At 68.6% G+C, this 21,713-nt stretch carries 18 protein-coding genes; 9 read left to right on the plus strand and 9 right to left on the minus strand.

Going from position 1 to position 21,713, the window contains the following annotated elements; all coding sequences use genetic code 11:
- Complete coding sequence (locus tag AAFU51_14080; GenBank protein ID MEO1572378.1) at window positions 1-1,704, minus strand: hypothetical protein; 1,704 nt, start codon at window positions 1,702-1,704, stop codon at window positions 1-3.
- Window positions 1,705-1,832: 128 nt separating this feature from the next.
- On the opposite strand from AAFU51_14080, the gene AAFU51_14085 reads away from it, so the two are divergent.
- From AAFU51_14085 to AAFU51_14100, 4 genes are all read left to right on the plus strand, one after another.
- Complete coding sequence (locus tag AAFU51_14085) at window positions 1,833-3,236, plus strand: dipeptidase (GenBank protein ID MEO1572379.1); 1,404 nt, start codon at window positions 1,833-1,835, stop codon at window positions 3,234-3,236.
- A 176-nt stretch (window positions 3,237-3,412) separates the two neighbouring features.
- Window positions 3,413-3,889, plus strand: a complete 477-nt coding sequence (locus AAFU51_14090; GenBank protein MEO1572380.1) for a PTS sugar transporter subunit IIA — start codon at window positions 3,413-3,415, stop codon at window positions 3,887-3,889.
- A gap of 113 nt (window positions 3,890-4,002) precedes the next feature.
- Window positions 4,003-5,301: a histidine--tRNA ligase gene (hisS, locus tag AAFU51_14095; GenBank protein MEO1572381.1), complete on the plus strand. Its 1,299-nt coding sequence runs from the start codon at window positions 4,003-4,005 to the stop codon at window positions 5,299-5,301.
- 92 nt (window positions 5,302-5,393) lie between these two features.
- A complete protein-coding gene (locus AAFU51_14100; protein MEO1572382.1) occupies window positions 5,394-6,350 on the plus strand; it encodes a prolipoprotein diacylglyceryl transferase in 957 nt (318 codons plus the stop codon).
- Here AAFU51_14100 and AAFU51_14105 read toward each other — a convergent pair.
- The 4 genes from AAFU51_14105 to AAFU51_14120 all read right to left on the minus strand — a co-directional run bounded on the left by AAFU51_14105 (window position 6,337) and on the right by AAFU51_14120 (window position 9,812).
- Complete coding sequence (locus AAFU51_14105; GenBank protein MEO1572383.1) at window positions 6,337-7,587, minus strand: glycosyltransferase family 4 protein; 1,251 nt, start codon at window positions 7,585-7,587, stop codon at window positions 6,337-6,339. The two genes, AAFU51_14100 and AAFU51_14105, sit on opposite strands and share 14 nt — an antisense overlap.
- A 24-nt stretch (window positions 7,588-7,611) precedes the next feature.
- Complete coding sequence (locus tag AAFU51_14110) at window positions 7,612-8,202, minus strand: sugar transferase (GenBank protein MEO1572384.1); 591 nt, start codon at window positions 8,200-8,202, stop codon at window positions 7,612-7,614.
- A gap of 13 nt (window positions 8,203-8,215) precedes the next feature.
- Window positions 8,216-9,361 carry a DegT/DnrJ/EryC1/StrS family aminotransferase gene (locus AAFU51_14115; protein ID MEO1572385.1) on the minus strand — a complete coding sequence of 382 codons (1,146 nt, stop codon included), beginning with the start codon at window positions 9,359-9,361 and terminating at the stop codon, window positions 8,216-8,218.
- Window positions 9,362-9,491: 130 nt separating this feature from the next.
- Window positions 9,492-9,812 carry a DUF202 domain-containing protein gene (locus AAFU51_14120; protein MEO1572386.1) on the minus strand — a complete coding sequence of 107 codons (321 nt, stop codon included), beginning with the start codon at window positions 9,810-9,812 and terminating at the stop codon, window positions 9,492-9,494.
- Between the two features lie 120 nt (window positions 9,813-9,932).
- On the opposite strand from AAFU51_14120, the gene AAFU51_14125 reads away from it, so the two are divergent.
- The 3 genes from AAFU51_14125 to AAFU51_14135 are packed head-to-tail and all read left to right on the plus strand — an operon-like array spanning window position 9,933 to window position 11,885.
- A complete protein-coding gene (locus AAFU51_14125) occupies window positions 9,933-10,526 on the plus strand; it encodes a GNAT family protein (GenBank protein ID MEO1572387.1) in 594 nt (197 codons plus the stop codon).
- A 17-nt stretch (window positions 10,527-10,543) separates the two neighbouring features.
- The gene (locus tag AAFU51_14130) at window positions 10,544-11,341 is read left to right on the plus strand and encodes a hypothetical protein (protein ID MEO1572388.1); all 798 of its coding nucleotides are present in this window, start codon (window positions 10,544-10,546) and stop codon (window positions 11,339-11,341) included.
- 55 nt (window positions 11,342-11,396) lie between these two features.
- The gene (locus AAFU51_14135; protein ID MEO1572389.1) at window positions 11,397-11,885 is read left to right on the plus strand and encodes a VOC family protein; all 489 of its coding nucleotides are present in this window, start codon (window positions 11,397-11,399) and stop codon (window positions 11,883-11,885) included.
- 34 nt (window positions 11,886-11,919) lie between these two features.
- On the opposite strand, the gene AAFU51_14140 is transcribed toward AAFU51_14135, so the two are convergent.
- Window positions 11,920-14,400 (minus strand): DUF87 domain-containing protein, encoded by a 2,481-nt coding sequence (locus AAFU51_14140; protein MEO1572390.1) that lies wholly within the window; start codon window positions 14,398-14,400, stop codon window positions 11,920-11,922.
- Window positions 14,401-14,540: 140 nt separating this feature from the next.
- Window positions 14,541-15,416 carry a hypothetical protein gene (locus AAFU51_14145; GenBank protein MEO1572391.1) on the minus strand — a complete coding sequence of 292 codons (876 nt, stop codon included), beginning with the start codon at window positions 15,414-15,416 and terminating at the stop codon, window positions 14,541-14,543.
- Between the two features lie 134 nt (window positions 15,417-15,550).
- On the opposite strand from AAFU51_14145, the gene AAFU51_14150 reads away from it, so the two are divergent.
- Both AAFU51_14150 and recN read left to right on the plus strand, forming a co-directional pair.
- Window positions 15,551-15,847 (plus strand): hypothetical protein, encoded by a 297-nt coding sequence (locus tag AAFU51_14150; protein MEO1572392.1) that lies wholly within the window; start codon window positions 15,551-15,553, stop codon window positions 15,845-15,847.
- A 420-nt stretch (window positions 15,848-16,267) separates the two neighbouring features.
- Window positions 16,268-17,998, plus strand: coding sequence for a DNA repair protein RecN (recN, locus tag AAFU51_14155; GenBank protein ID MEO1572393.1), 1,731 nt, complete (start codon window positions 16,268-16,270; stop codon window positions 17,996-17,998).
- Between the two features lie 3 nt (window positions 17,999-18,001).
- On the opposite strand, the gene AAFU51_14160 is transcribed toward recN, so the two are convergent.
- Window positions 18,002-18,688: a hypothetical protein gene (locus tag AAFU51_14160; GenBank protein MEO1572394.1), complete on the minus strand. Its 687-nt coding sequence runs from the start codon at window positions 18,686-18,688 to the stop codon at window positions 18,002-18,004.
- Window positions 18,689-18,691: 3 nt separating this feature from the next.
- Window positions 18,692-21,574 carry an aminomethyl-transferring glycine dehydrogenase gene (gene gcvP, locus AAFU51_14165; GenBank protein ID MEO1572395.1) on the minus strand — a complete coding sequence of 961 codons (2,883 nt, stop codon included), beginning with the start codon at window positions 21,572-21,574 and terminating at the stop codon, window positions 18,692-18,694.
- Between the last annotated feature and the right edge of the window lie 139 nt (window positions 21,575-21,713).

A 21,713-nucleotide genomic window follows, 5' to 3' on the forward strand; every position in this document is an offset into this window, starting at 1 on the left:
CTAGCGCACCACGGTGAAGCGTTGCACCTCTGAGAGCGCGAGTGCCCGCTGCATCCGCACCACGTAGACGCCTGGCGCGAGCACCCTGGTGTCCAGCACCACCTCGTACTCACCCGGCTCCGGGGTACCCTCCACCACGACGGCGACCTCGCGTCCAAGCACGTCGGTCAAGGCGACACGGATCGGCCCGCTGAGCGTGGCGGGTACGCGGTACGGTAGCGTGATCGAGTCAGTAGTCGGGTTCGGGAAGGGGGTGCCTAGGCCGAGCGCACCGGGAAGGTCCTCGGCGAGAAAGTCAGCGGGAATCGGAACGGGCTCCGGGTCGAGGAGGCCGAGGTCGAAGGCGGTGCGGACGTAGCGGGTGGCGTCCTTGAGGGCATGCACGGCACTGAGATAGTCGTCGCCGTCTGCGTGGACGATAGCGATCGAAATCGTCTGGCTCTCGCCCGGCTCTAGGCGGAATGGACCCGCTGAGTAGACGCCGTGTCGCCGCCCGTCGTTGCTGGGCTCTTCACAACCAGGCTGGAAACACGGCTCGCTCCAGAAGGAGCCAGGCTCGCCTGAAAAGATGTAGCGCGTGATGGAGCCTTCGCTCGACTGGCCGAGCCCACCGTCGGGGCCGTTGTAGCCATATCCACCCTCCGTGAGCGGAACTCCGTCTCTCCAGCTTCCCGAGAGGTAGTGGTATATGTCCTGAGCCGAACTGATTTCATCGTGTGTGGGATCTCCTCCGCCTCCGTACAACAGGAGTGTCGCGTGCAAGTCACCGCGCTCGCTAGGCTCGTCTATCGCTCCGTCTCGGTCATTGTCTCGCCCGTCGGGAAGGATGATTGGCCCCTCAAGCACAGTCGCCCCGATGGCCCAAGATCCTCCGACGTAGATATCAGGCCTAAAGTCGTAGGTGTACCACAGGCTCAAGGTTGTGTCGGTGCCCACAAAGTCGTTTTGGTAGTTATACCCTCCTGTCATCTCGGAGAAGAAGCCGACAAACGCACGGTCAATCGTACTCGTAGAGCGGTTCGTGAGCGTGTAGCGGTAGAACGTCGCCTCGTGAATGTCTTGGACAGTGGAAGCTTTGGCGAAGGCCTCCACGCGCACGTCCAGGCCGAGTGGAGCCGAGCGGGTCACCCGATGGACGTTTCCAGCATCGTTCATCACCCACCATACGGTTTGGTCGCCGCGTAGCGCAGGCTGGTCGCCCGCGTCGAGGTCATAGTTGCCAGGAATTCCGTCGCCATCAATCACAGGGGCACCGAGATGAGCCGGCCACGTGCGCAGATCTTCGGTGGCCTCTCCAGACTCGTAGAAGCGGGCGAGGTCGCTCCGCCGTACAGACCAGAGTTGGTCGAACGCGGCGCAGTCAGAGGGCACGCCCGACTCTGGGATCGGCCCCGGCCAATACTCATAGCCTCGCCAGGGAGCACCGGCTCCTAGGGTGTCGCCTTCTACGAGCCCCGCAATCCAGAGCGCGTGGACGTACACGTTGGCATCGGTGCCTGCGTTCTTCGGAACGGCATAGGTAAAGTCACTGAAACCAAGGTTCGCATTCCAGAACAGGTTGCCGGTGTTGTGAAGCTTGGCCTTCGCTCCGGCGACATCAAGCACGCGCTCGGCGAGGCCCGGCTCACAGGTGCCGACCTCTTGGGCTTGTGTGGGCAGAGACAGAAGCAGGGCGAGAATACAGGCTGTAGCGAGACGCAGCATGGAGTGAGGTGCAAGAGGTAGAAGGTCAGTCCAACGTACGAGGCGCACAGCCTAGTGCCGAAAGGTAGTTCGGCGTCGCCCCCGAGTCTCGCCGCGTATACTGCAGGCCGCACCTCTTGCCCATCGCCATGGCCCGCCTGCTTCTCCTCGTCAGTCTCGTCCTGCTTCTCGGCTGCGCGGAGCCAGCGCCGGCGCAGCAGCCGTCGCGGATCGCGCCGTCACGGATCGCGCGGGGGCCGAGCGACACGGTGCGCGTGGCCCCGGGCTCGCTCGATGCGTTGACGTCGCTCGACGCGCTGATGATCGCCGACACGGTGCTGTTTGCCGACGGTGGCGACGTGCGCCTCGGCGAGCCGCTCAAGAGCCGACTGCTTGCCCAAGACGCCGAGAATGGGGACACGCTCTGGCAGCGTGCGCTCGAACTACACTACGACGCGCTTGTCCTCGACGGCCACATCGACACGCCGACGCTGGTGCTCGACGACGGCTACGACTTCACGCGCCGTTATCAGCGCCGCCGCGGCAGTCGCCACGTCGACCTCCCCCGCATGATCGAGGGCGGCCTCGACGGAGCCTTCTTCGCCGCGTATGTCTCGTCGCGCTACGGCGAGGGCGAGGCGGCCACGGAGCGCGCCCGCGCGATGCACCGGACGTTCGTGGAGCAGGTCGCGCAGGACGAGCGCGTCGAGCTCGCCCGCACCGCCGCCGACGTGCGCCGCATCACCGCCGCGGGCCGCCGCGCCGTGCTCTGGGGCCTCGAAGGCGGCCACGCGCTCCAGGGCGACGTGGAGGTCCTGCGCGAGTTCGCCGACCTCGGCATCCGCTACGTCACGCTCACGCACGTCAACACCAACGCCTGGGCCGACGCCTCGCAGAGCCGCCCGCGCTGGGGCGGCCTCAACGACCTCGGGCGCGACCTCGTCCGCGAGATGAACCGCCTCGGCGTCCTCGTGGACGTCTCGCACACCTCCGACGAGACGTTCTACGACGCGCTCGCCGTGAGCCAGGCACCGGTCATCGCGAGCCACTCGTCGGCGCGCGCGAAGGTGGATGCTGTGCGCAACCTGGACGACGCCATGCTGCGTGCGCTGGCCGAGAACGGCGGCGTGGTAATGATCAACTTCTTCGACTACGTCGTCAACGAGAACCTGACGCGGGACGTGATGGACGCGGCGCTGCAGCGGGTCCGCACCGAGCACGGCGGCAACCTGCGGATGTACTGGACGGCCGTCGCCGCCGAGAAGCGTGCGCGCGGCCTGCCTGGAGGGACGTGGGAGGACATCGTGGATCACATCGACCACGCGGTGCAGGTGGCGGGCGTGGACCACGTGGGCCTCGGCTCCGACTTCGACGGCGTCTTTGCGCTGCCCGAGGGCATGGAGGACGTGACGCGTCTGCCTCGCATTACCTACGGCCTGCTCAAGCGCGGCTACGCGGAGGACGACATCCGGAAGATCCTCGGCCTCAACACGCTGCGGGTGCTGGAAGAGGCGGAGCGGGTAGCGTCGTCGATGCAGGGTGCAGGGGAATAGGGGCGGTTAGCGAATAGGGACTGGCGACTGGTGAATACGCGCGAGCGATCTCGCATGACGCAGCTCGATAGGCCGATTCGCTTCTGCGACCCGCGACAGCCTCACACGCGCTTCGTCCCACCGGGCCTGGCGGCGCAGTAGCTTGGACGTGCTCCTCTTCTCATGCCCGTCCCTCCATGAAACCGCCCTCCGCGCTGCATCGGTTGCTCTCGCCGGAGACGGTTGTGCTCGGGCTCGACGTGCCCGACAAGGCCGCCGCTATCGACGCGCTTGTGGACCGGCTGGGCGGCAAGGAGAGCGTGGACGACCTCGCCCGGCTCCGCGCCGACGTGTTCGCCCGCGAAGCCACGCTCTCGACGGGCGTCGGCGAAGGCCTCGCGCTCCCGCATGCGCGCACCGGCGCCGTGTCAAAAAGCTGCGCGGCCTTCGCCGTGCTTGCCGCGCCCCTCGACTGGGACGCCATCGACGAGCAGCCCGTCGAGATGGTGCTGCTGCTTGCAGGGGCCGCTTCCGAGCAAAGTCAGCACATTACGCTGCTGAGCCGCATCATGCGCCTGATGAACCGCCCGGGCTTCGCTACCTCCCTCCGCACCGCCGACACGCCCGACGCCGTCCTCGACCGCATCCGCCGCGCCGAACAAGGACGGGTCTGAGAGGGCAGAGGGATGGGGGATGAAAGACGAACACGGTGACCATCGAGACATGATAGGAGAGGACGCAACGCGCGCTCCCGTTTAGCATCTTCCTTTCTCCCTTCTGCCTTCCCATGAGCTTCCAGACGATCAAAGGTACCTTCGACATCCTCCCGGACGGCGCGACGACGGCCGGGGCGCACGCCTATGGCTCGGCCGCGTGGCGGCACGTGGAGGGCGTCGTGCGCGATGTGATGGCGCGCTTCCACGTCCGCGAGATCCGTACGCCCGTCTTCGAGCCGACGGCGCTCGTGGCGCGCGGCGTCGGCGGCTCGACTGACATCGTGCAGAAGGAGATGTTCGCCTTCACGCGCGGCGACACGGACTACGTGCTTCGCCCCGAGGTCACCGCGCCCGTGATGCGGTCGTACCTCCAGCACCACCTCCAGCAGAAGGGCGGCACGCAGCGGCTGTTCTACATCGGCCCGTGCTTCCGCGCCGAGGAGCCGCAGAAGGGCCGCTACCGCCAGTTCCACCAGTTTGGCGTCGAGTTCATCGGCACCCCGTCGCCGCTGGCCGACGCCGAGTGCATTGCGCTGATGCTCGCCGTCTACGACGCGCTCGGCATCACGGGCCACACGCTGCGCCTCAACACGCTCGGCGACCCGGCCGCGCGGCGCGCCTACGTGGACGCGCTGCGGCAGTACCTCGAACCGCACACCGCCGACCTCACGGAGACGAGCCAGCAGCGGCTCCAGACGAACCCGCTCCGCATCCTCGACACGAAGGACGAGCGCGAGCAGGCCATCCTCGCCGCCGCCCCGCGCCTGCCCGAGATGGTGTCCGACCCCAGCAAGGCGCACTACGCCGAGGTGAAGGCGCGCCTCGGCGACCTCGGCATCGCGTACGTGGAGGACCCGGCGCTCGTGCGCGGGCTCGACTACTACACCGAGACGGCGTTCGAACTCGTCTCCGGAGACCTCGGGGCGCAGAGTGCGCTCGGTGGGGGCGGGCGCTACGACGGCCTCGCCGAAGCCGTCGGCAGCAGCCAGACCGTCCCGGCCGTCGGCTTCGCGTCGGGCTTCGAGCGCCTCTTCCTCGCCCTCGACGCGCAGGGCATCGCCCTCCCCGACCCCGCGCCGCTGACGGCGTTCCTCGTAGCCCTCGGCGACGAGGCGCAGGCCTGGGCCTTCCAGACCGCCTATGCGCTTCGCGACCGGGGCGTCCGCACGGCGCTCGACCTCAAAGGCCGCTCGATGAAGGCGCAGATGAAGGAGGCCAACCGCCAGGCCGCCCGCTACGCCGTAATCGTCGGGAAGGACGAACTCGACCAGGGCGTCGTCCAACTGCGCGACCTCGCCGCCAGCGACCAGCGCGAAGTCGCCGCCGCCGACCTCGCCGACGTGCTAGCCGCCGCGCAAGACGAAGGATGAACGCAGAAGGATGAAAAGCGCCTGGCCGTGCGTTAAGATGATCTGAGCTGTCGGTGGACAGCCGATAGCCTACAGCTGACAGCCTCTTCCCCATGTATCCTCGCATCAGCGACCTCACGCAGGACCTCTTCGGGTTCGAGTTTCCCATCCCGCTCTACTCGTTCGGGTTGATGGTTGCCGTAGCCATCCTCGTGGCGACTGAGTTGACGCGGCGCGAAGTGGAACGGCTCTATGCGGCCGGCCGGCTTCCGGCAACGACGATCTCGGAGAAGAACAAGAAGGGCCGCACCGTCACCCGCGACGTCAGCCCGGCAACCCTCGTGCTCATCTTGATGGTGCTCGCCGCGGCGTTTGGCATCGCCGGGTCCAAGCTCTTCCACCTGATCGACTACTGGGAGGAGTTCGTCCAGAACCCCGCCGAGATGCTCTTCAGTTCGTCGGGGCTGACGTTCTATGGCGGGCTGATCTGCGCCACGCTGGGCATGGCCTACTACCTCCGTCGCAAGGGCCAGCCGTTCTTCCAGTGGGCCGATGCCGCCGCGCCGGGCCTGATCCTCGCCTATGGCATCGGCCGCATCGGCTGCTACCTCGCCGGCGACGGCGACTGGGGCACGTGCTCCCGGCTCGAAGACAAGCCCGCGTTCTTGCCGGATTGGCTCTGGAGCGAGACGTTCCCCAACAACTACCTCGGCGTGGACCCGACGCAGTTCGTCGTGGACCGGGGCGGTACCTGCGTCGAGGGCGCCGACGGCGTCTACCCGACCATGCTCTACGAGTTTGCGATGGGCGTGGTGCTCTTCGCCGTGCTCTGGGCGCTGCGCACGCACCCGTTCAAGGCGGGCTGGCTCTTCTCGCTCTACCTCGTCTTCAACGCAGTCGAGCGCTTCCTGATCGAGTTCATCCGCATCAACCCGGTCAACGCGGGCATCTTCTCGCAGTCGCAGCTCATCGCGATGGCGCTGTTCGTCTTAGGCGTGATCGGCCTCTTCGTCTTCACCCGCCGCCGCGACCCCGCCACGCTCGACGCTACGCCCGTCACGACCGGGTGACCTCGTCGAACAGCGCGGCCATGTCGTCGGCAAGTGCTCGGCGGTCGAAGTGCGCGCGGGCGTAGGCTTCGCCGCGCTGTCCAGCATCGTGCAGGGTAGTGGCGTCGTCTAAGAGCGCTTCGAGGCGTACAGCGAAGGAGGTGGGATCGGCGAGGGAGACGTGCCAGCCGCAGCGCTCGGTCTCCACGAGGCGCTTCGTCCAGCCCGCGTTCGTCACGACGACCGGAGTCCCGGCGGCGAGGCTGTCGAAGAGCTTCGCCGGCGCGTTCGTGCTGAGCACGGGCAGGTCGAGGAAGGGGACCAGCGTGAGGTCGGCGAGCTTGAAATAGGCAAGTGCACGGTGCCTGGCCTCGGGCGAGAGCAGTCGGATGTTGGGTTGCCGCTCGGCTTGTGCCTGGATCGTCTCGGCGTGGAAGCCCGTGCCCATAAAGCAAAAAACGAGGTCGCCGCGGTGGGCGAGGTGCTGGAGCGCAGCGAGCGTCGCCGGAATCGCGTTGGCGCGGCCCAGCGTGCCCGCGTAGAGGGCGACACGTCGGTCGCCGAGGCGGTGCTCGTGCCGCAGCCGCTCGACCTCCTGCGCAGTGATCGCGTCGAGCAGGTGGAGGTCGGTGCCCTGCAGCACCGTCGTGGCGCGCGCCTCAGGGACGATGCTACGGACGTGCGCGGTCATGTCGGGCGAGACGCCGACGACGTGCGCGGCCTCGCGGTAGAGCCGCCGTTCGAGCGCGTAGAGCGGCCGTGCAAGCGGCTTCTCCAGAAGGGGGGGCAGCGCGCCCATCTCGACGGGAAAGTCGGGCCAGAGGTCGCGCACCTCGAAGACGAACGGTACGCCGAAGTGCCGCGCCACCCGCAGCGCCGCCCAGCCGACCGTCAGCGGTGTCGAGATACCGTAGACGAGGTCCGGTTTCGGCAGACGGCGGGCGAGGCGCTCGGCCTGCCAGGCGAAGCGGAGGTAGGCCGGGATGCGCCGCGCCGCGCCCATCGCGTTGTCGTAGGGCACGTCGAGCGCGTGCAGCCGCGTACTCGCAGGGGCGTCGGGAAACGCGCTCGTCAGCCGCCGGTCGAGCCATAGCCGCGACGTGACGAGGTCCGTCGTAATTCGGTCCTGCCAGGCGTCCAGCATCGTGTAGAGCCGCCCGTGCGCCGCCGCGTCGGGGGTGCTGTAGTGCTGGTAGAGACAAAGGATGTTCGATTTGCGGTGTCCGATGTTGGATGTTGGAGTTGTTGAGGAAGCCATTGGGCAATCTTAAATCGCAAATCGTCAATCAAAAAGATCCTGGTTGCCGGGGCCGTAGACGCCCTCGCCGCGGAGCAGCGCGAGCGGGGTGCGCAGCAGGATGCGCGCGTCGAGCCAGAGCGAGCGGTGGCGGACGTACCACACGTCGAGGACGGTGCGCTCCTGCCAGGTGAGCGCGTTGCGGCCGTGGATCTGTGCCCAGCCGGTGAGGCCCGGCCGGACGGCGAGGCGGAGTCGCTGCTCAGCGTCGTAGTGCGCGATCTCGCCGAAGAGCACCGGGCGCGGCCCAACGAGGCTCATCTCGCCGCGCAGCACGTTCCAGAGCTGCGGCAACTCGTCTATGCCCCAGCGCCGCATCCAGCCGCCGACGCGCGTGGCGACGAGGTCGGGGCGGTTCGGGTCGTGCGGGTGGGTGCCCAGCGAGCGAAACTTGAGGATCGAAAACGGCGCGCCGTCGCGGCCGGGGCGGGTCTGGCGAAAGAACACCGGGCCGCCGTCTTCGACCTTCACGGCGGCTGCGAGCGCCAGCCCAAGCGGAGCGCCCACCACGAGTGCGGGCACCACGAGCGCGAGGTCACGGACGCGCTGCATCCGGTCGGTCCAACCCGCACTCATGCCGCCCCTGTAGTCATACGACGAGCGTGGCGTCGAGGACGGCCGGGAGGTGCCGGGCGAGCCCATCGGCTACCTGCGCCACGTCGTCCTCGGTCATGCGCGTGGTGAACGGTAAGGCGAGCGTGCGGGAGGCCACCGCCTCGGCGACGGGAAACACGCCCGGCGCGAAGCCGAACCGCTCGCGGTAGAGCGGCTGCAGGTGGATCGTCGGGAAGTAGGGCGCGCAGCCGATGCCGTCGGCGCGGAGGCGGGCCATGAGCGCATCGCGTGCTTCGGATGCCACGGCATCGTCGAGGTCGTCCGCAGCAAGCTCGACCACGTAGACGAACCAACTCCGCGCGCCGCGCACGGTCGTCGGGGTGCGAAGGCGGGGTTGGCTAGCCAGGGCGTCGGCGTAGAGCGCGGCCACACGGGCGCGGGCGGCGAGCAGGTCCGGTGCGCGCTCGACCTGCGCGAGGCCGACGGCGGCCGAGAGCTCGTCGAGGCGGTAGTTGAAGCCGAGGCGGACGTGCTCCATGCGGGCGTCGTCGGCGCGGCCCTGGTTGCGGGCGGAGCGCGCGAACGCCACGAGCGCGTCGTTGTTGGTCGTGATGCAGCCGCCCTCGCCGGTCGTGAGTTGCTTGTTGGGGTAGAAGCCGAAGCCGGCCGCGTCGCCCCAGCTGCCGATGCGCTGGCCGCCGACCGTCGCGCCGGGCGCTTCGCAGGCGTCGTCGATCAGGACGAGGTCGTACCGCTCCGCGAGTGCCGTGAGCGCGGGCCAGTCGGCCGGCTGCCCGAACACGTCCACGGCGAGGACACCGCGCGTGCGCTCAGTGATCGCGGCCTCGATTTGCGCCACGTCGATGCCATAGCCGCGCCGCTCAATGTCCACGAAGCACGGCGTGACCCGTTCGTAGAGCAACACGTTCGACGACGCCACGAACGAGTAGGGCGTGGTGACGACCTCGTCGCCGGGCTGGAGCCCGAGGCCGCGCACGATGAGGTGCAGCGCCGCGGTGCCGCTGCTCACCGCAACGGCGTGCCGGGTCCCCGCGAGATCGGCCATGGCCGCCTCGAAGCGCTCCGTGTAGGGCCCCATCGCCAGACGCCCCGAACGCAGCACGTCGAGGACATAGCGCTCTTCGAGGGGGCTGAGGTCGGGCTGGGCGAGCGGAAGCACGGGGGAGGCGGAACGTGGGCGAGGGCGAGGGCGAGAGCGAGGGCGAGAGCGAGGGCGCGTCAAAGTACCCGCAGCCGCGCGGGGGAGTAAAGGGCGACGGGTGAAGAGTATGGGGTCTATGCTACCGTGTCTAAGACGCACGGGCCTTTCGCATCTGGCGCATCCGGCGCGCCAGCGTGGCAAAGCGTACCAGCCCCACCACGGCGACGACGAGGCCCAGCGAGAACAGCACCACGCCGAGGGCGGCGATGCCAGGACTTCCGGGAAAGAGCTTCGGCAGCGTCACCCCGCCGGCCACCAACGCAAGGGCTGTCCGGGCGTAGGCGAGCAGCGTGCGTTCGCTGGCTAGCCGCGTGCGTTCGTTCGCCAACGCCGTGCGTTCGTTGGCAAGCTGCGTGCGCTCGTCCGCCAGGTCGGTGCGGCGGGAGGCAAGGTGCTCGGAGGTAGGCATGACGGCTGGAGGTAGGCGGACGGACGACACAAGTTCTCGCACTCGGCTCGTGGGGGCCAGCGTCGTCTTGCGAAAAAGCCCTACGTTGTTAGTCCCAAATTGCTACCCACCTACCGTCTCATGACGCTGCCTACTGTCCTGCCTGTGCTGCGCACGCCCCGGCTCGTGCTGCGCGCACTCGTTCCGCCCGACGCCGACGCGGTCTTCGCGTTGTTCTCGCACCCTGAGGTGATGCGCTACTGGAGTTGGGCGCCCTGGACGGACCCCGCCGAGGCCGCTCGCTTCATCGAGCAGGACCGAGAAGCCCTCGCTGCTGGGACGTGGCTGCGTTGGGGCTGGGTGCGCGCTGCAGACGATTCGCTCATTGGCGCGTGTGGGCTGTTCGACCTCGACGCTGACAACCAAACAGCGGAGATCGGCTACCTCCTCGCGCGAGACGCCTGGGGGCGAGGCTATGCCGCTGAGGGCGTGGGCGCGGTGCTGCGCTATGGCTTCGAGGCGCTTGGGCTGCGCCGCGTCGAGGCTGACATCGACCCGCGCAACGTGGCCTCGATCCGGCTCTGCGAACGCACAGGCTTCCGCTACGAGGGGCTGCTGCGCGAGCGCTGGTACCTCAACGGCGAGGTCTGCGACACGGCGTTCTACGGCCTGCTGCGCCGCGAGTGGGTGCCGTACGTTCTGCCCGAATCGGCTCCCATCGCCTCCAACTCGTGACGACCCTGCGCTCCGTTGTGTCCTCGATCCTCCTGGTTGCTGTGCTCCTACCAGCCGCGGCGCCGCCGCTCCTGGCGCAGGAGGGTCGGCGCACCGTGACGCTGCCCATCGGCACCGGTGTAGTCCGTGTGGTGGTCACCGAGCAGCCAGGCTGCGACGCGGACGTGCTCGTCCTGCACGACAACGAGAACACGGGCGTTGAGGCCGCGCGTGCCGTGATTGCCGAGCGCGGCGGCCGGCTCGTCGACCTCCAGCACACCGGGACTCGCAACCTGGCGTTTGCGCTCCGCAACGCACAGAGCGAGGAGAGCCAGGTCGATTCGTTCGCCGCCGACTCGTTTGCGGTGGACCCGAACCGCGTGTTCACCGATGCCGGAGCCGGAGCCTCGCTAGCAAGCCTCTCGCGCGACACGCCCGAGGCGCGGCGGGCCGTCCGCCGCTTCGCCGAACGCCTGCTCGCCCTCTATGGCGAACCCGCTGTGGTGGTGACCGCGCACAACAACACCGAGGGCAGCTACGCCGCCACGAGCTACGCCACCGACGGCCCCTCCGCCGAGGACGCCGCCGGGCTTCACCTCGCCCCCGGAGCCGACGCCGACGATTTTTACTTCGTCACCAACCGCGCGCTCTTCGACACGCTCGCCGAAGCCGGGTTCAACGCGGTGCTCCAAGCCAACACGGCCACGGACGACGGCTCGCTCTCGGTGTGGGCCGCGCAGCAGGGCGTGCCCTACGTCAACGTCGAGGCGCAGCACGGCCACCTCGCCGAGCAGACCCGGATGATGCACGCCCTCTGGGACGTGCTCTGCGAGTGAATGGGGAGCGACGTGGAGCGTAGCTTGCGGCCCTATCTCTCTAGCCCATCGCCCCATGCCCCATCTCGTTCGTCTCGCCTGCCTAACTCTTGCGCTCAGCAGCGTCGGCTGCGTGAGCGTGTCTGTCGAGCGGAAGCCTCCCGCCGTGAACGAGGATGGCGTGCCGCGCCTCGTCTTCGAGCACCAGGCGCTTCAGGTGGCTGACCTCGACCGCAGCGCGGCGTTCTACACGGGCACCCTCGGCCTCGCCGAAATCCCGACGCCGCCCGGCGCGCGTGGTATCCGCTGGTTCGAGCTCGGCGACGGCCTCCAACTGCATCTCATCGAGAACGACGCCGCGCAGACCATTCCGAAGGGCACCCACCTCGCCCTCGCCACGCCCGACATCAACGCCCTTGCGGATTACCTCGACGCGCAGGGCATCCTGTACTTCGATTGGCCGGGTGCGGCGTCCACGATCAGCACGCGCGGCGACGGCATCCGGCAGGTCTACATCCGGGACCCCGACGGCCACTGGATCGAGATCAACAACGTCGAGCGGTAGGCCTGGTCGAGCAGTAGCGGGCCCGGGCGACGATTCAAGCGCGGCGGAGTCGTCCGTCGGCGTCGCGGGCGTAGGGCACCCACGCGAGCGCGAGCGTCCCGACGTGCATGTCGGTCTGCTTCGCCTTCACCTCGACCGTCTCCAGCGGCTGGATCTCGGGGGCGTCGAGGTCGACCATTTCGAGCTCGCGGATCAGCTCCGCGTCGAGGTCGGCGTACTGCGCCTTGAGATCGTCGAGCTTCTTCTCGGCGCGGGCGACGTCGTCGGACTCCTTGCGCATGCGTCCGGCGCTGCGGGCGGCGGTCCCGATCTTGTTGACCGTCGTGCGGCTCATGCGGCGGCTCCCGAGGAACGCGCCCAACAGCGACACACCGACGTTGACGACCGTATCGAGCTTCTTCTGCGACGCCTGCGACGCTTCCCGGGCGACGCGCTCCTCAGCGGCGCGCATCTTTGTTTCGAGCGCGTCGAGCTTCTTCTGAAACCGCTCGCGGAGATCGGCCTTGCGGCGGTCGCGGTCGGTGCGGGCGAGGTCGGCCAGGCGGGCGCGGAAGGCACGCTCGTCCTCGCCCGGCTGCGAAGTCGCCTTGAGGCCCTTGTGCTGGAAAAGCGTCAGCGGACGCTCGTGCTGGAGCCAGCGCTTGAGCGCCCGCTCCCACTTGGCATACGACCCGGCATCGGCGAACGTCGACGGCAGCGGGGCAAACGCAGTACCGTCGTGGGGCCTCGTCTCCGTGGTAGGCTTCGACGCGAGCGGCTCGGCGTTCTCGAAGTCCGGCGCGTCGCCATCGACTTCGGCGAGGAGCACAGTGCTCGCCGTGTGGTCGAGGTCGAGCGATTTGCGCGCGAACGGTACTTCGGCGTGGGCAAGCAGCATCGGCACGTAGGTCAACCCAGTCCCATCGCTCCCTTCCGTTGTCGTAAGGAATACCTCCGGCACATCCCCAGGTATGGCTGGACGCCCCCCATCTCCTGTGCTGCTCGTCTCGTTTCGGTCTGCCACCTGTGAAGCCTGGTGCGCGGCTACCGGCTCCGCCGCACCATTGCCCTGGCTCTCCGTCTCGACGCGCCCTTCCATCAGCGTCCCGATCTGCGTGCGCGTGAGCGGCCCGGCGAGGTAGGACAGCACCCAGCGCGTTTCGAAGACCTGCGGCGCGGACTCGTGGACGTTGTGCAGCAGGAACCGCCGCTTGCCGAGGCCCGAGAGGAGCGTGTCCATCGTGCTACGGTCGAGGCCGCCGGGCGTGGCGCCTTCGAGGCCGTCGAGCAGCCGCGCCTTGTCGCGCTCCGTCTGGAGGCGGCCAACGAACCACGTCCCACAGTTCGAGAGCGCCTTGTAGTCGAGGTCGACGGGGTTCTGCGTGGCGAGGACGAGCCCGACGCCGTAGGCACGGGCCTGCTTGAGAAGCGTGAGGAAGAGCGGCTTCGTGGGCGGGTTGCCCTGCGGCGGGAGGTAGCCGAACACCTCGTCCATGTAGAGGATCGCGCGCAGGCTGCCCGTGCCCGGCTGCTGCCGCATCCACGCGATGAGTTCGGTGAGCAGCTTCGTGACGAAGAACTGCCGCTCCGCCTCGCCGAGGTGCGCGATGGAGCAGATCGAGACGCGCGGGGTGCCGTCCTGCCTGTGGAGCAGCCGTGCCACGTCGAGCGGCTCGCCTTCGCCCCACGCCGCGAAGCCCGGCGAGGCGAGGAGCCCGTTGAGGCGCATGGCGAGCTTGCCCCGGTCGCGCTCGGGGAAGAACGTGTCCACATCGAGCACGCCGAGCTGCTCGAACGGAGGCGCCTGGAGGGCACGGATCAGGTCGGCGAGCGTGAGGCTGCGCCCCGCCGCCCAGGCATCGCCGACGACGCGGGCGAGGAAGATGTGCTCGGGGGCCTGCATCGGGTCGGCCTCGACGCCAGCCAGCGCGAGTACGCCCGAGACCGTGGCCTCGATGCGCTCGCGGTACAAGTCGGTGTCCCAACGATCTGCATTGGGGCGGAGCGCGTCGCTGGGCGGGTCGAACGACTTGAGCACCGAGAGCGGCAGGCCCGCCGACGAGCCGGGCGTGTAGATCGCGAGGTCGGCGGTGGCGCGAAGCCGCTGGATGCGCTCCGCCGTCTGCCCCCACTTCGCGAGGCCATTGGTCCAGAGGTCGGCCGTGGCGGCGGCGTGCTCGTCGGTGGTGCGACCCTGGCGCTGCGCCTCCTGCGCGTCCACCCACGGCGCGAAGTCGCCCGGCGCGAGGTCCGGGAACGTGAGCAGCAGGTTGCCGAGGTCGCCCTTCGGGTCGACGGCGATCACCGGGATGCGGTCGAGCGCGGCTTCTTCGATGAGCCCGATGCCGAGGCCGGTCTTGCCGCTGCCCGTCATGCCGATGATGGCGGCGTGCGTCGTGAGGTCGGCGGCGTCGTAGAGGACGGGCGCGTCGGCGGGGCGCTCCGCGAGCCGCTCGCCCGTGGCTGGGTCGACGGGCGTGCCGAGGTAGAACGTGCCGAGGCCCTCGAAAGCGGACTTGGTGGAGGCAGCGGACATGGCAAGTGGGGGTGGGAGATGGGGGGGCGTGGGAGAAGATCGGAAGAGCCAAGCCCCCGTGTGCTGAGGAACGGCGGCCTACCTACAGCCCATCGCTCCGCCGTGTCGCAGCGTGTGTCGCCTCGCCCTCCATCGCGAACCTACTCAGCCTCCACCCGCACGTGTAGCATCTCGGCGGGCGCACCGGCGAGGCACGCTATCCACTCGACCAACAGCGCCTCCTCCATCGACACCGTGTCGGCGACGAGGGCACCGTCGCGGAGCCAAAACTCCTCCTCGCCCGGCTCGAAGTCGGGGTCCGCGTCCGGCGGTAGGAAGAGGTCGAGTCCGGCGAGCGTGAGGAAGGCATCCTCCAAGTCCTCCGGGATCTCGAAGGCGGCGCCTGTGACGACGAGCCGTTCAATTTGAACCAGCCCATACGCCGTGGAGCGGTGCGTTGCGTCGCTGGTGTGCTCGCCAATCGGACCGGAGGCGAGACGACGAGCCCCGGCAGAAAGAAGCGCCAGGGGCGACACGGCGTGCTCCGCAGCGCCAGCCTGACCGGTGACGTCCACGACGGCAAGGCGGCGGACGAGGGCGCCGCAGTCCTTCCCGCCGAACACGTCGCGGGCTTCCTCTTCGCTGCCCAGCATGGCGACGAGCCGCTCGAAGGCCCCGGCGGGCGTCTGGTGGAGCGCGAGCAGCAGCCGCAGCACCAGCACGAGCACGTCGGCGTGGGCACCGCTGGTCGAGAGCGTGAGCTGCAGCGTGTCAGCCTCGGTGAGCACAGCGGCCACCGTGGCCGCCGTGGCCGCCGTAGTTCCGGACGTGGCAGCGCGCGGACGGCCCAGAAATCCTGCGTTGAGGAGCGCTTCCAGCGCGGGCGCGTACGTCTCCAGGTCTTCCAACACATCCCCCGGTATGCCGGCGCAGACCGCCGCCTCGGTGTAGGTGAGGACGAGGCGAGCGTGCACGAGCGTCTCCGGCCAGCGGGCTGGGGCGTCGAGGCTAGCGAAGAAGGCGTCAGTCTGGCGCATGGTCGAGTGGGCCGGAGCCCTCATTGGCGGGGGAGGCGATGAGGGAAGATCTGGGAAACGACAGGACGCGGAAACGAGGAGCGGAGGAAGCGTCTTGACACCCTGCCGCTGCCCTCGTCTTCCCACCAACTCCCGTGACCCGTACCGATCTCGAAGCCCGCTACCTCCACCTCATGCGCGACGTGCTGCCCGCGCAGGCCCGCGCCGAGGGCTGGCCGATCCGCCTCGACCACTGCTTCATGCGCGTCGCGCTCGACCACGTGTTCGAGGACGCCTGGTATGCGCACGTCGAGCGCCGCCCTGCCTACCAGTACGTCTCCGAGGCGCATCTCGCCGAAGCCGTCCGCCACGCCGAGGCCATGCGCGACGGGGGCACGCCCGTGGTAGCGGCGATGAACCGGCAGAGCCTGCGCTGGCGCGGCAAGGCCTGAGCACGGAGCTAGGTTCGCGCCTCGCCTCTACCGTGCCGCGTCCCGGAGTCGATGTCCTGGAGTCGATGTCCTGGAGTCGATCCGGGGCGGCAGGTCGCCGCAGGCCGACTCGTGTAGTACATCGTGTGGGTCGCCGCGTTCGCGAGGACGACGGTGATGGGACCAGGCATCCCATAGGAGACACGCCCTGGTGACGCGTTTGCCGTGAGGCAAAGCGGCCTCACCATCGCGAGCACCGCCTCGTGCAAGAGCGCCGGTGGCCACCTCCGTCGTTCCTGAGTCGCATCTTCGCGCGTACTTTCTCGCCGCCACGCGATCCGCGGCGTCTCGCGCGGAATACAACGGCCCCGGCTCGTACTATCGGCTACGAATCAGCCCGTCCAGGCCGGCCTCCTGCCTTCACCCTTCTGCCTTCCCGCCATGCTTCGCACGCTGCGCGTCCGCGACTATGCGATCATCGACCGGCTCGAAGTCGAGTTCGACAGCGGGCTGAACATCATTACCGGCGAGACGGGCGCGGGCAAGTCGATCCTGCTCGGGGCGCTCAAGCTCATCCTCGGCGAGCGGGCGTCGCTGGAAGCGATCCGCACCGGCGCGAAGAAGGCCGTCATCGAGGGCGTCTTCGATGACGCAGGCTCCGCGCGCATGACGGCGCTCCTGGATCAGCACGAGATTGAGCCGATGGACGGGGGCCTGCTCATCGTCCGCCGCGAGGTGACGGCATCCCACAGCCGCGCCTTCGTCAACGACACGCCCGCCACGCTCGGCGTGCTCAAGAACGTCGCCGCCAACCTCATCGACCTGCACGGGCAGCACGAGCACCAGTCGCTCCTCGACGCGGAGACGCACGGCGCGCTGCTCGACGACTTCGGCGGCCTCGGCGGGCTCGTGGAGACGTACCGCAAGCGCTACGCCGAGGTGCAGCACCTCACCCGCGAGCGCGACAGCCTCCGGAAGCGCGAAGCCGCCCTAGCCCAGCAAAAGGAGCTCTTCGCCTTCCAGATCGAGGAGATCGACCGCACGGCCCCGCAACTCGGCGAGCAGGAAGACCTCGAAGCCGAGCGCCGCGTCCTCGAAAACGCCGAGCGGCTCTACGAGGCGACCTCGCAGCTCTACACGCTGCTCTTTGAGTCCGAAAACAGCGTCTACGACCAACTCGTCGTCGCGCGCAACGAACTCCAGGATCTCGCCCGCATCGATGCCGGCTTCGACGACACGCTTGATGAGGTGCGCAGCGCCGAAATCACCATCGGCGAGGCGACGCAATTTCTGCAGGACTACAACGCGCGCATCGAGTTCAACCCCGAGCGCCTCGACGAAATCCGCGAGCGCCTCGGCGAACTCGACTACCTCAAGCGGAAGTACGGCGGCACCATCGAGTCCGTCTTGGAGCATCGCGCCGAGATCGGCGAGACGTTCGCGCTCGCGAGCGATTTCGCGGGCGCGCTCCAACGGCTCGACGGTAAGATCGCCGACGCGCGGGAGTCGCTCGGGCGGGCGGCGCAGCGGCTGACGGTGAAACGCCACGAGGTCGGCGAGCGCACGCAGGAGATGATCCAGGTCGAGCTCGCCACGCTCGGGATGCCGCACGCGCGCTTCGAGGTACGGATCGGCCAGCAGCCGGACGCCGATGGCTGGATCGTGCTGCCCGGCGGCGACGAGCGCCTGCGCGCCTTCCCCGATGGCGCGGACGTGGTCGAGTTCTACATCTCCGCCAACCCTGGCGAAGACCCCAAGCCGCTTGTGAAAGTCGCCTCCGGCGGCGAGGTTAGCCGCGTGATGCTCGCGCTCAAGACGATCCTCGCCAAGAGCGACCGCCTCCCGATCATGGTCTTCGACGAGATCGACACCGGCATCTCCGGCACGATCGCCCGCCGCGTGGGCGAGACGATGCGGCGGCTCGCGCGCTACCATCAGATCATCGCCATCACGCACCTCCCGCAGGTGGCCTCGCTCGGCGACCTGCACTTCGCCGTCGAGAAGGAGATCGACGCCGACGCTGAGGGCGCGATGCGCACGCGCACCTCGATTCGCCGCCTCGACGACGCCGAGCGCGCCGAGGCCGTGGCGAAGCTGCTCGCGGGCGAAGACCTCTCCGACGCCGTGCTCCAGAGCGCCCGCGAACTCATCGAGGCGGGACGCGAGGAGTAGCGCCTAGTCGCGCGGGCGCAGCCGTTCGAGTGGTGTCGTTTCGCCTGTCGGCATGACGAGGTTGACGCGGTCCGGCCCGATGACCTCGTAGCGTGCAACCTCCCAGAGTTCGAGGCGTCCCGTGGGGAGGTCCACCGGGTCCTGATCGTCGGCAAACAGGAGGAAGTCGCCGAGCGCTCGGAAGGGGCGCGGGTCTTCAAAGCCGACGCGCAGGGTGCCGTCCTCGCTGAAAACGAAGGCAAGGTCGATGGTCACGCCCGCGTCGTCGGTGACGTAGACGACCCAGGTGCCGAGGAGCGAGCCGGGCGTCGTGGTCGGCCGCGAACGCCGGTACATCGTCGAGCCGTAGGCGGTGCTCGTAGTGAGGCGGTCACCCTCCACGATCACGTCGACCAGCACATCGCCGATGCGAAGCTGCGCGCCCTCGCGCTCGTAGCGCGTGGTGGTGGTCGCAGCTTGCAAGCCCTCTGCCTGATCGTCCTCCCACACCGACGTCTCCGTCAGCGCCGAGTCGGACACGACGAGGTAGCGGTAGTAGATCGTCTGCGCGAGAACGCCGCCGCCCGCGTCATCGGGGAGTGGCGTCTCGATGACGGTCGTGCTGTCGTTGACCCACTCACCGTGCATCGCCGCCAGCGAGTCGGGTGGGCTCGCCGCGGCCAGCAGCGTCAGGGCGAGGCTGAGGAGCATAGGCTACGCCTCGTAGGCTTCCATCGGGGGGCAGGTGCAGACCACGTTGCGGTCGCCGAAGGCGTTGTCCACGCGGCCGACCGTCGGCCAGAACTTCGCCGTGCGGGTCCACGGAGCCGGGTAGGCGGCCTGCTCGCGGGTGTAGGGCCGGTCCCACTCCGTCGCCGTCACGACGGCCGCCGTGTGCGGGGCGTGCTTGAGCGCGCTCTGCTCCGCGTCGACCACGCCGAGCTCGATCTCCTGGATCTCGCTGCGGATCGCGATCATCGCGTCACAGAAACGGTCGAGTTCGTCCTTCGTCTCCGACTCGGTCGGCTCGACCATCAGCGTGCCGGTCACGGGCCAACTCATCGTCGGGGCGTGGTAGCCGTAGTCCATGAGCCGCTTGGCGATGTCCTCGGAACTGATGCCTGCCTCGCCGAAGGGGCGCGTGTCGAGGATGAACTCGTGCGCGACCGTGCCACCAGGACCGCGGTAGAGCACGTCGTAGTGCCCTTCGAGGCGCTTGGCCATGTAGTTGGCGTTCAGGATCGCGCGGCGCGTGGCCTCGGTCAGGCCCTCGGCGCCCATCATGCGGATGTAGGCCCACGAGATGAGCAGGATCGAGGCGCTGCCGTAGGGGGCCGCCGCGACGGGCCCGATGGCCTGGTCGCCGCCCGTGGCGATGACCGGGTGGCCGGGGAGGAACGGAGCCAACTCCGCCGTCACGCCGATGGGACCCATGCCGGGGCCGCCGCCGCCGTGCGGGATGGCGAACGTCTTGTGCAGGTTGAGGTGGCACACGTCCATCCCGAAGTCGCCCGGGCGGCAGAGGCCGACCTGCGCGTTCATGTTCGCCCCGTCCATGTAGACGCGCCCGCCGCGCTCGTGGACGATGGCGCTCATCTCCTTGATCGTCGGCTCGAAGACGCCGTGCGTCGAGGGGTAGGTCACCATCAGCGCCGCGAGGTTGTCGGCGTGGGCGTCCGCCTTCGCGCGGAGGTCGTCGAGGTCCACGTTGCCGTCCTCGTCGGACTGCACCACGACTACGTCCATGCCACACATCACCGCCGAAGCGGGGTTGGTGCCGTGCGCGCTCGACGGGATGAGGCAGACCGTGCGGTGCGCGTCGCCGTTCGCCAGGTGGAAGGCGCGGATCGTGAGGAGGCCGGTGTATTCGCCCATCGCGCCCGAGTTAGGCTGCAGCGATACGGCGTCGAAGCCCGTGATCTCGCAGAGCGCGTCGTGCAGCTCGTCGATCATCGCGTGGTAGCCCTGTGCCTGCTCAGTCGGCGCGAAGGGGTGGAGGTTGGAGAAGCCGCGCATCGTGACCGGCATCATCTCGGCGGTCGCGTTGAGCTTCATCGTGCACGAGCCCAGCGGGATCATGCTGTGCGCGAGGGAGAGGTCCTTGTTCTCCAGCCGCTTGAGGTAGCGCAGCATCTCGTGCTCGGCGTGGTAGGCCGAGAACGTCGGGTGCGTGAGGTAGTCCGTCGTGCGCGGCTTGGCCCCGGCGTAGGTGCCCTCTGCGAGCACGTCGGCGGCAAAGACCTGCCGCTCGCCACCGGCATGGAGCAGACTGACGAGGTCTTCGAGGTCGTCCAGCGTTACCGTCTCGTCGAGCGCGACGCCGAGCGTACCGTCGCCGAAGTCGCGGAGGTTGATGCGGAACTGCGTCGCGGCGAGATCGAGGATGCGCGCGGTGGCGTCGCCGGTACGCACGCGGAGCGTATCGAAATAGTCCGTCGTGAGCACCTCAATGCCCAACTGGTCGAGCGCAGCGGCGAGCGTCTTCGTGGCGCGGTGGACATGCTCGGCGATGGCGCGGAGGCCGTCGGGGCCATGGTAGACGGCGTACATCCCGGCGATGTTGGCCAGGAGCACCTGCGCCGTGCAGATGTTGGAGGTGGCCTTCTCGCGGCGGATGTGCTGCTCGCGCGTCTGGAGCGTCATCCGCAGCGCGGTGTCGCCGTTGGCGTCGCGGCTCACGCCGATGAGGCGGCCGGGAATCTTGCGCTTGAACTTGTCGGTGCAGGCGAAGAACGCCGCGTGCGGGCCGCCGTAGCCCATCGGCACGCCGAAGCGCTGGCTATTGCCCACCGCCACGTCCGCGCCCCACACGCCGGGGGCCTCGATGAGCGTGAGCGCGAGGAGGTCCGTCGCGACGGCCACGAACGCCTTCTGGGCGTGGACCTGCTCCGCGAGCGCCGCGAAGTCGTGGATCTGCCCGTCGGTGTCGGGATACTGCAGCAGCACGCCGAACACGTCGTCCCCCCTTTCAGACAACAGGGCGTCAAAGTCCGCCGGGTCGGCGACGACCACGTTGATGCCGAGCGGCTCCGCGCGCATCTGCACCACAGAGACGGTCTGCGGGTGGCAGCGGTCGTGGACGAGGAACGTCGAGCGCTTGCCGCGCAGCTGGCCGAAGAACATCGACATGGCCTCGGCGGCGGCGGTGCCCTCGTCCAGCAGCGACGCGTTGGCGATCTCCAGCCCCGTGAGGTCGCTCACCATCGTCTGGTAGTTGAGCAGCGCCTCCAGCCGCCCCTGCGCAATCTCGGCCTGGTAGGGCGTGTACTGCGTGTACCACCCCGGATTCTCGAACATGTTGCGGAGGATGACCGGCGGCGTCAGCGTGCCGTGGTAGCCCATGCCGATGTACGACCGGAACACCTCGTTGTGGTCGGCGAGCCGCTGAGCCTCGCCGAGGAGCGCGTGCTCTGAGAGTGTGGGTGGCAGGTCCATCGCGCGGCCGAGGCGGATCGCGTCGGGTACGGCGGCGTCCACAAGCGCATCCAGGCTGTTCACGCCGATGGCGTCGAGCATCGCCTGGACGGCGGCGTCATCGGAGGCGTTGTGGCGGCGGTCGAAACGGTCGGGGTGGGCGAGCGCGGTCGGGGTGTTCACGGTCGTTTCCATCGTCCGGGGCAGGGGGCTGAGGGGATGAAGGTTTCAATCAAGACTGAAAGAATGAAGCACCCCGCCGCGTGTTTCGCAAGCCGCCGACGCTACACGGTTTCCTCGTAACGTCCGCGCCTCTACAAAC

The organism is Bacteroidota bacterium (assembly GCA_039821555.1).
Classification (GTDB): domain Bacteria; phylum Bacteroidota; class Rhodothermia; order Rhodothermales; family Rubricoccaceae; genus JBCBEX01.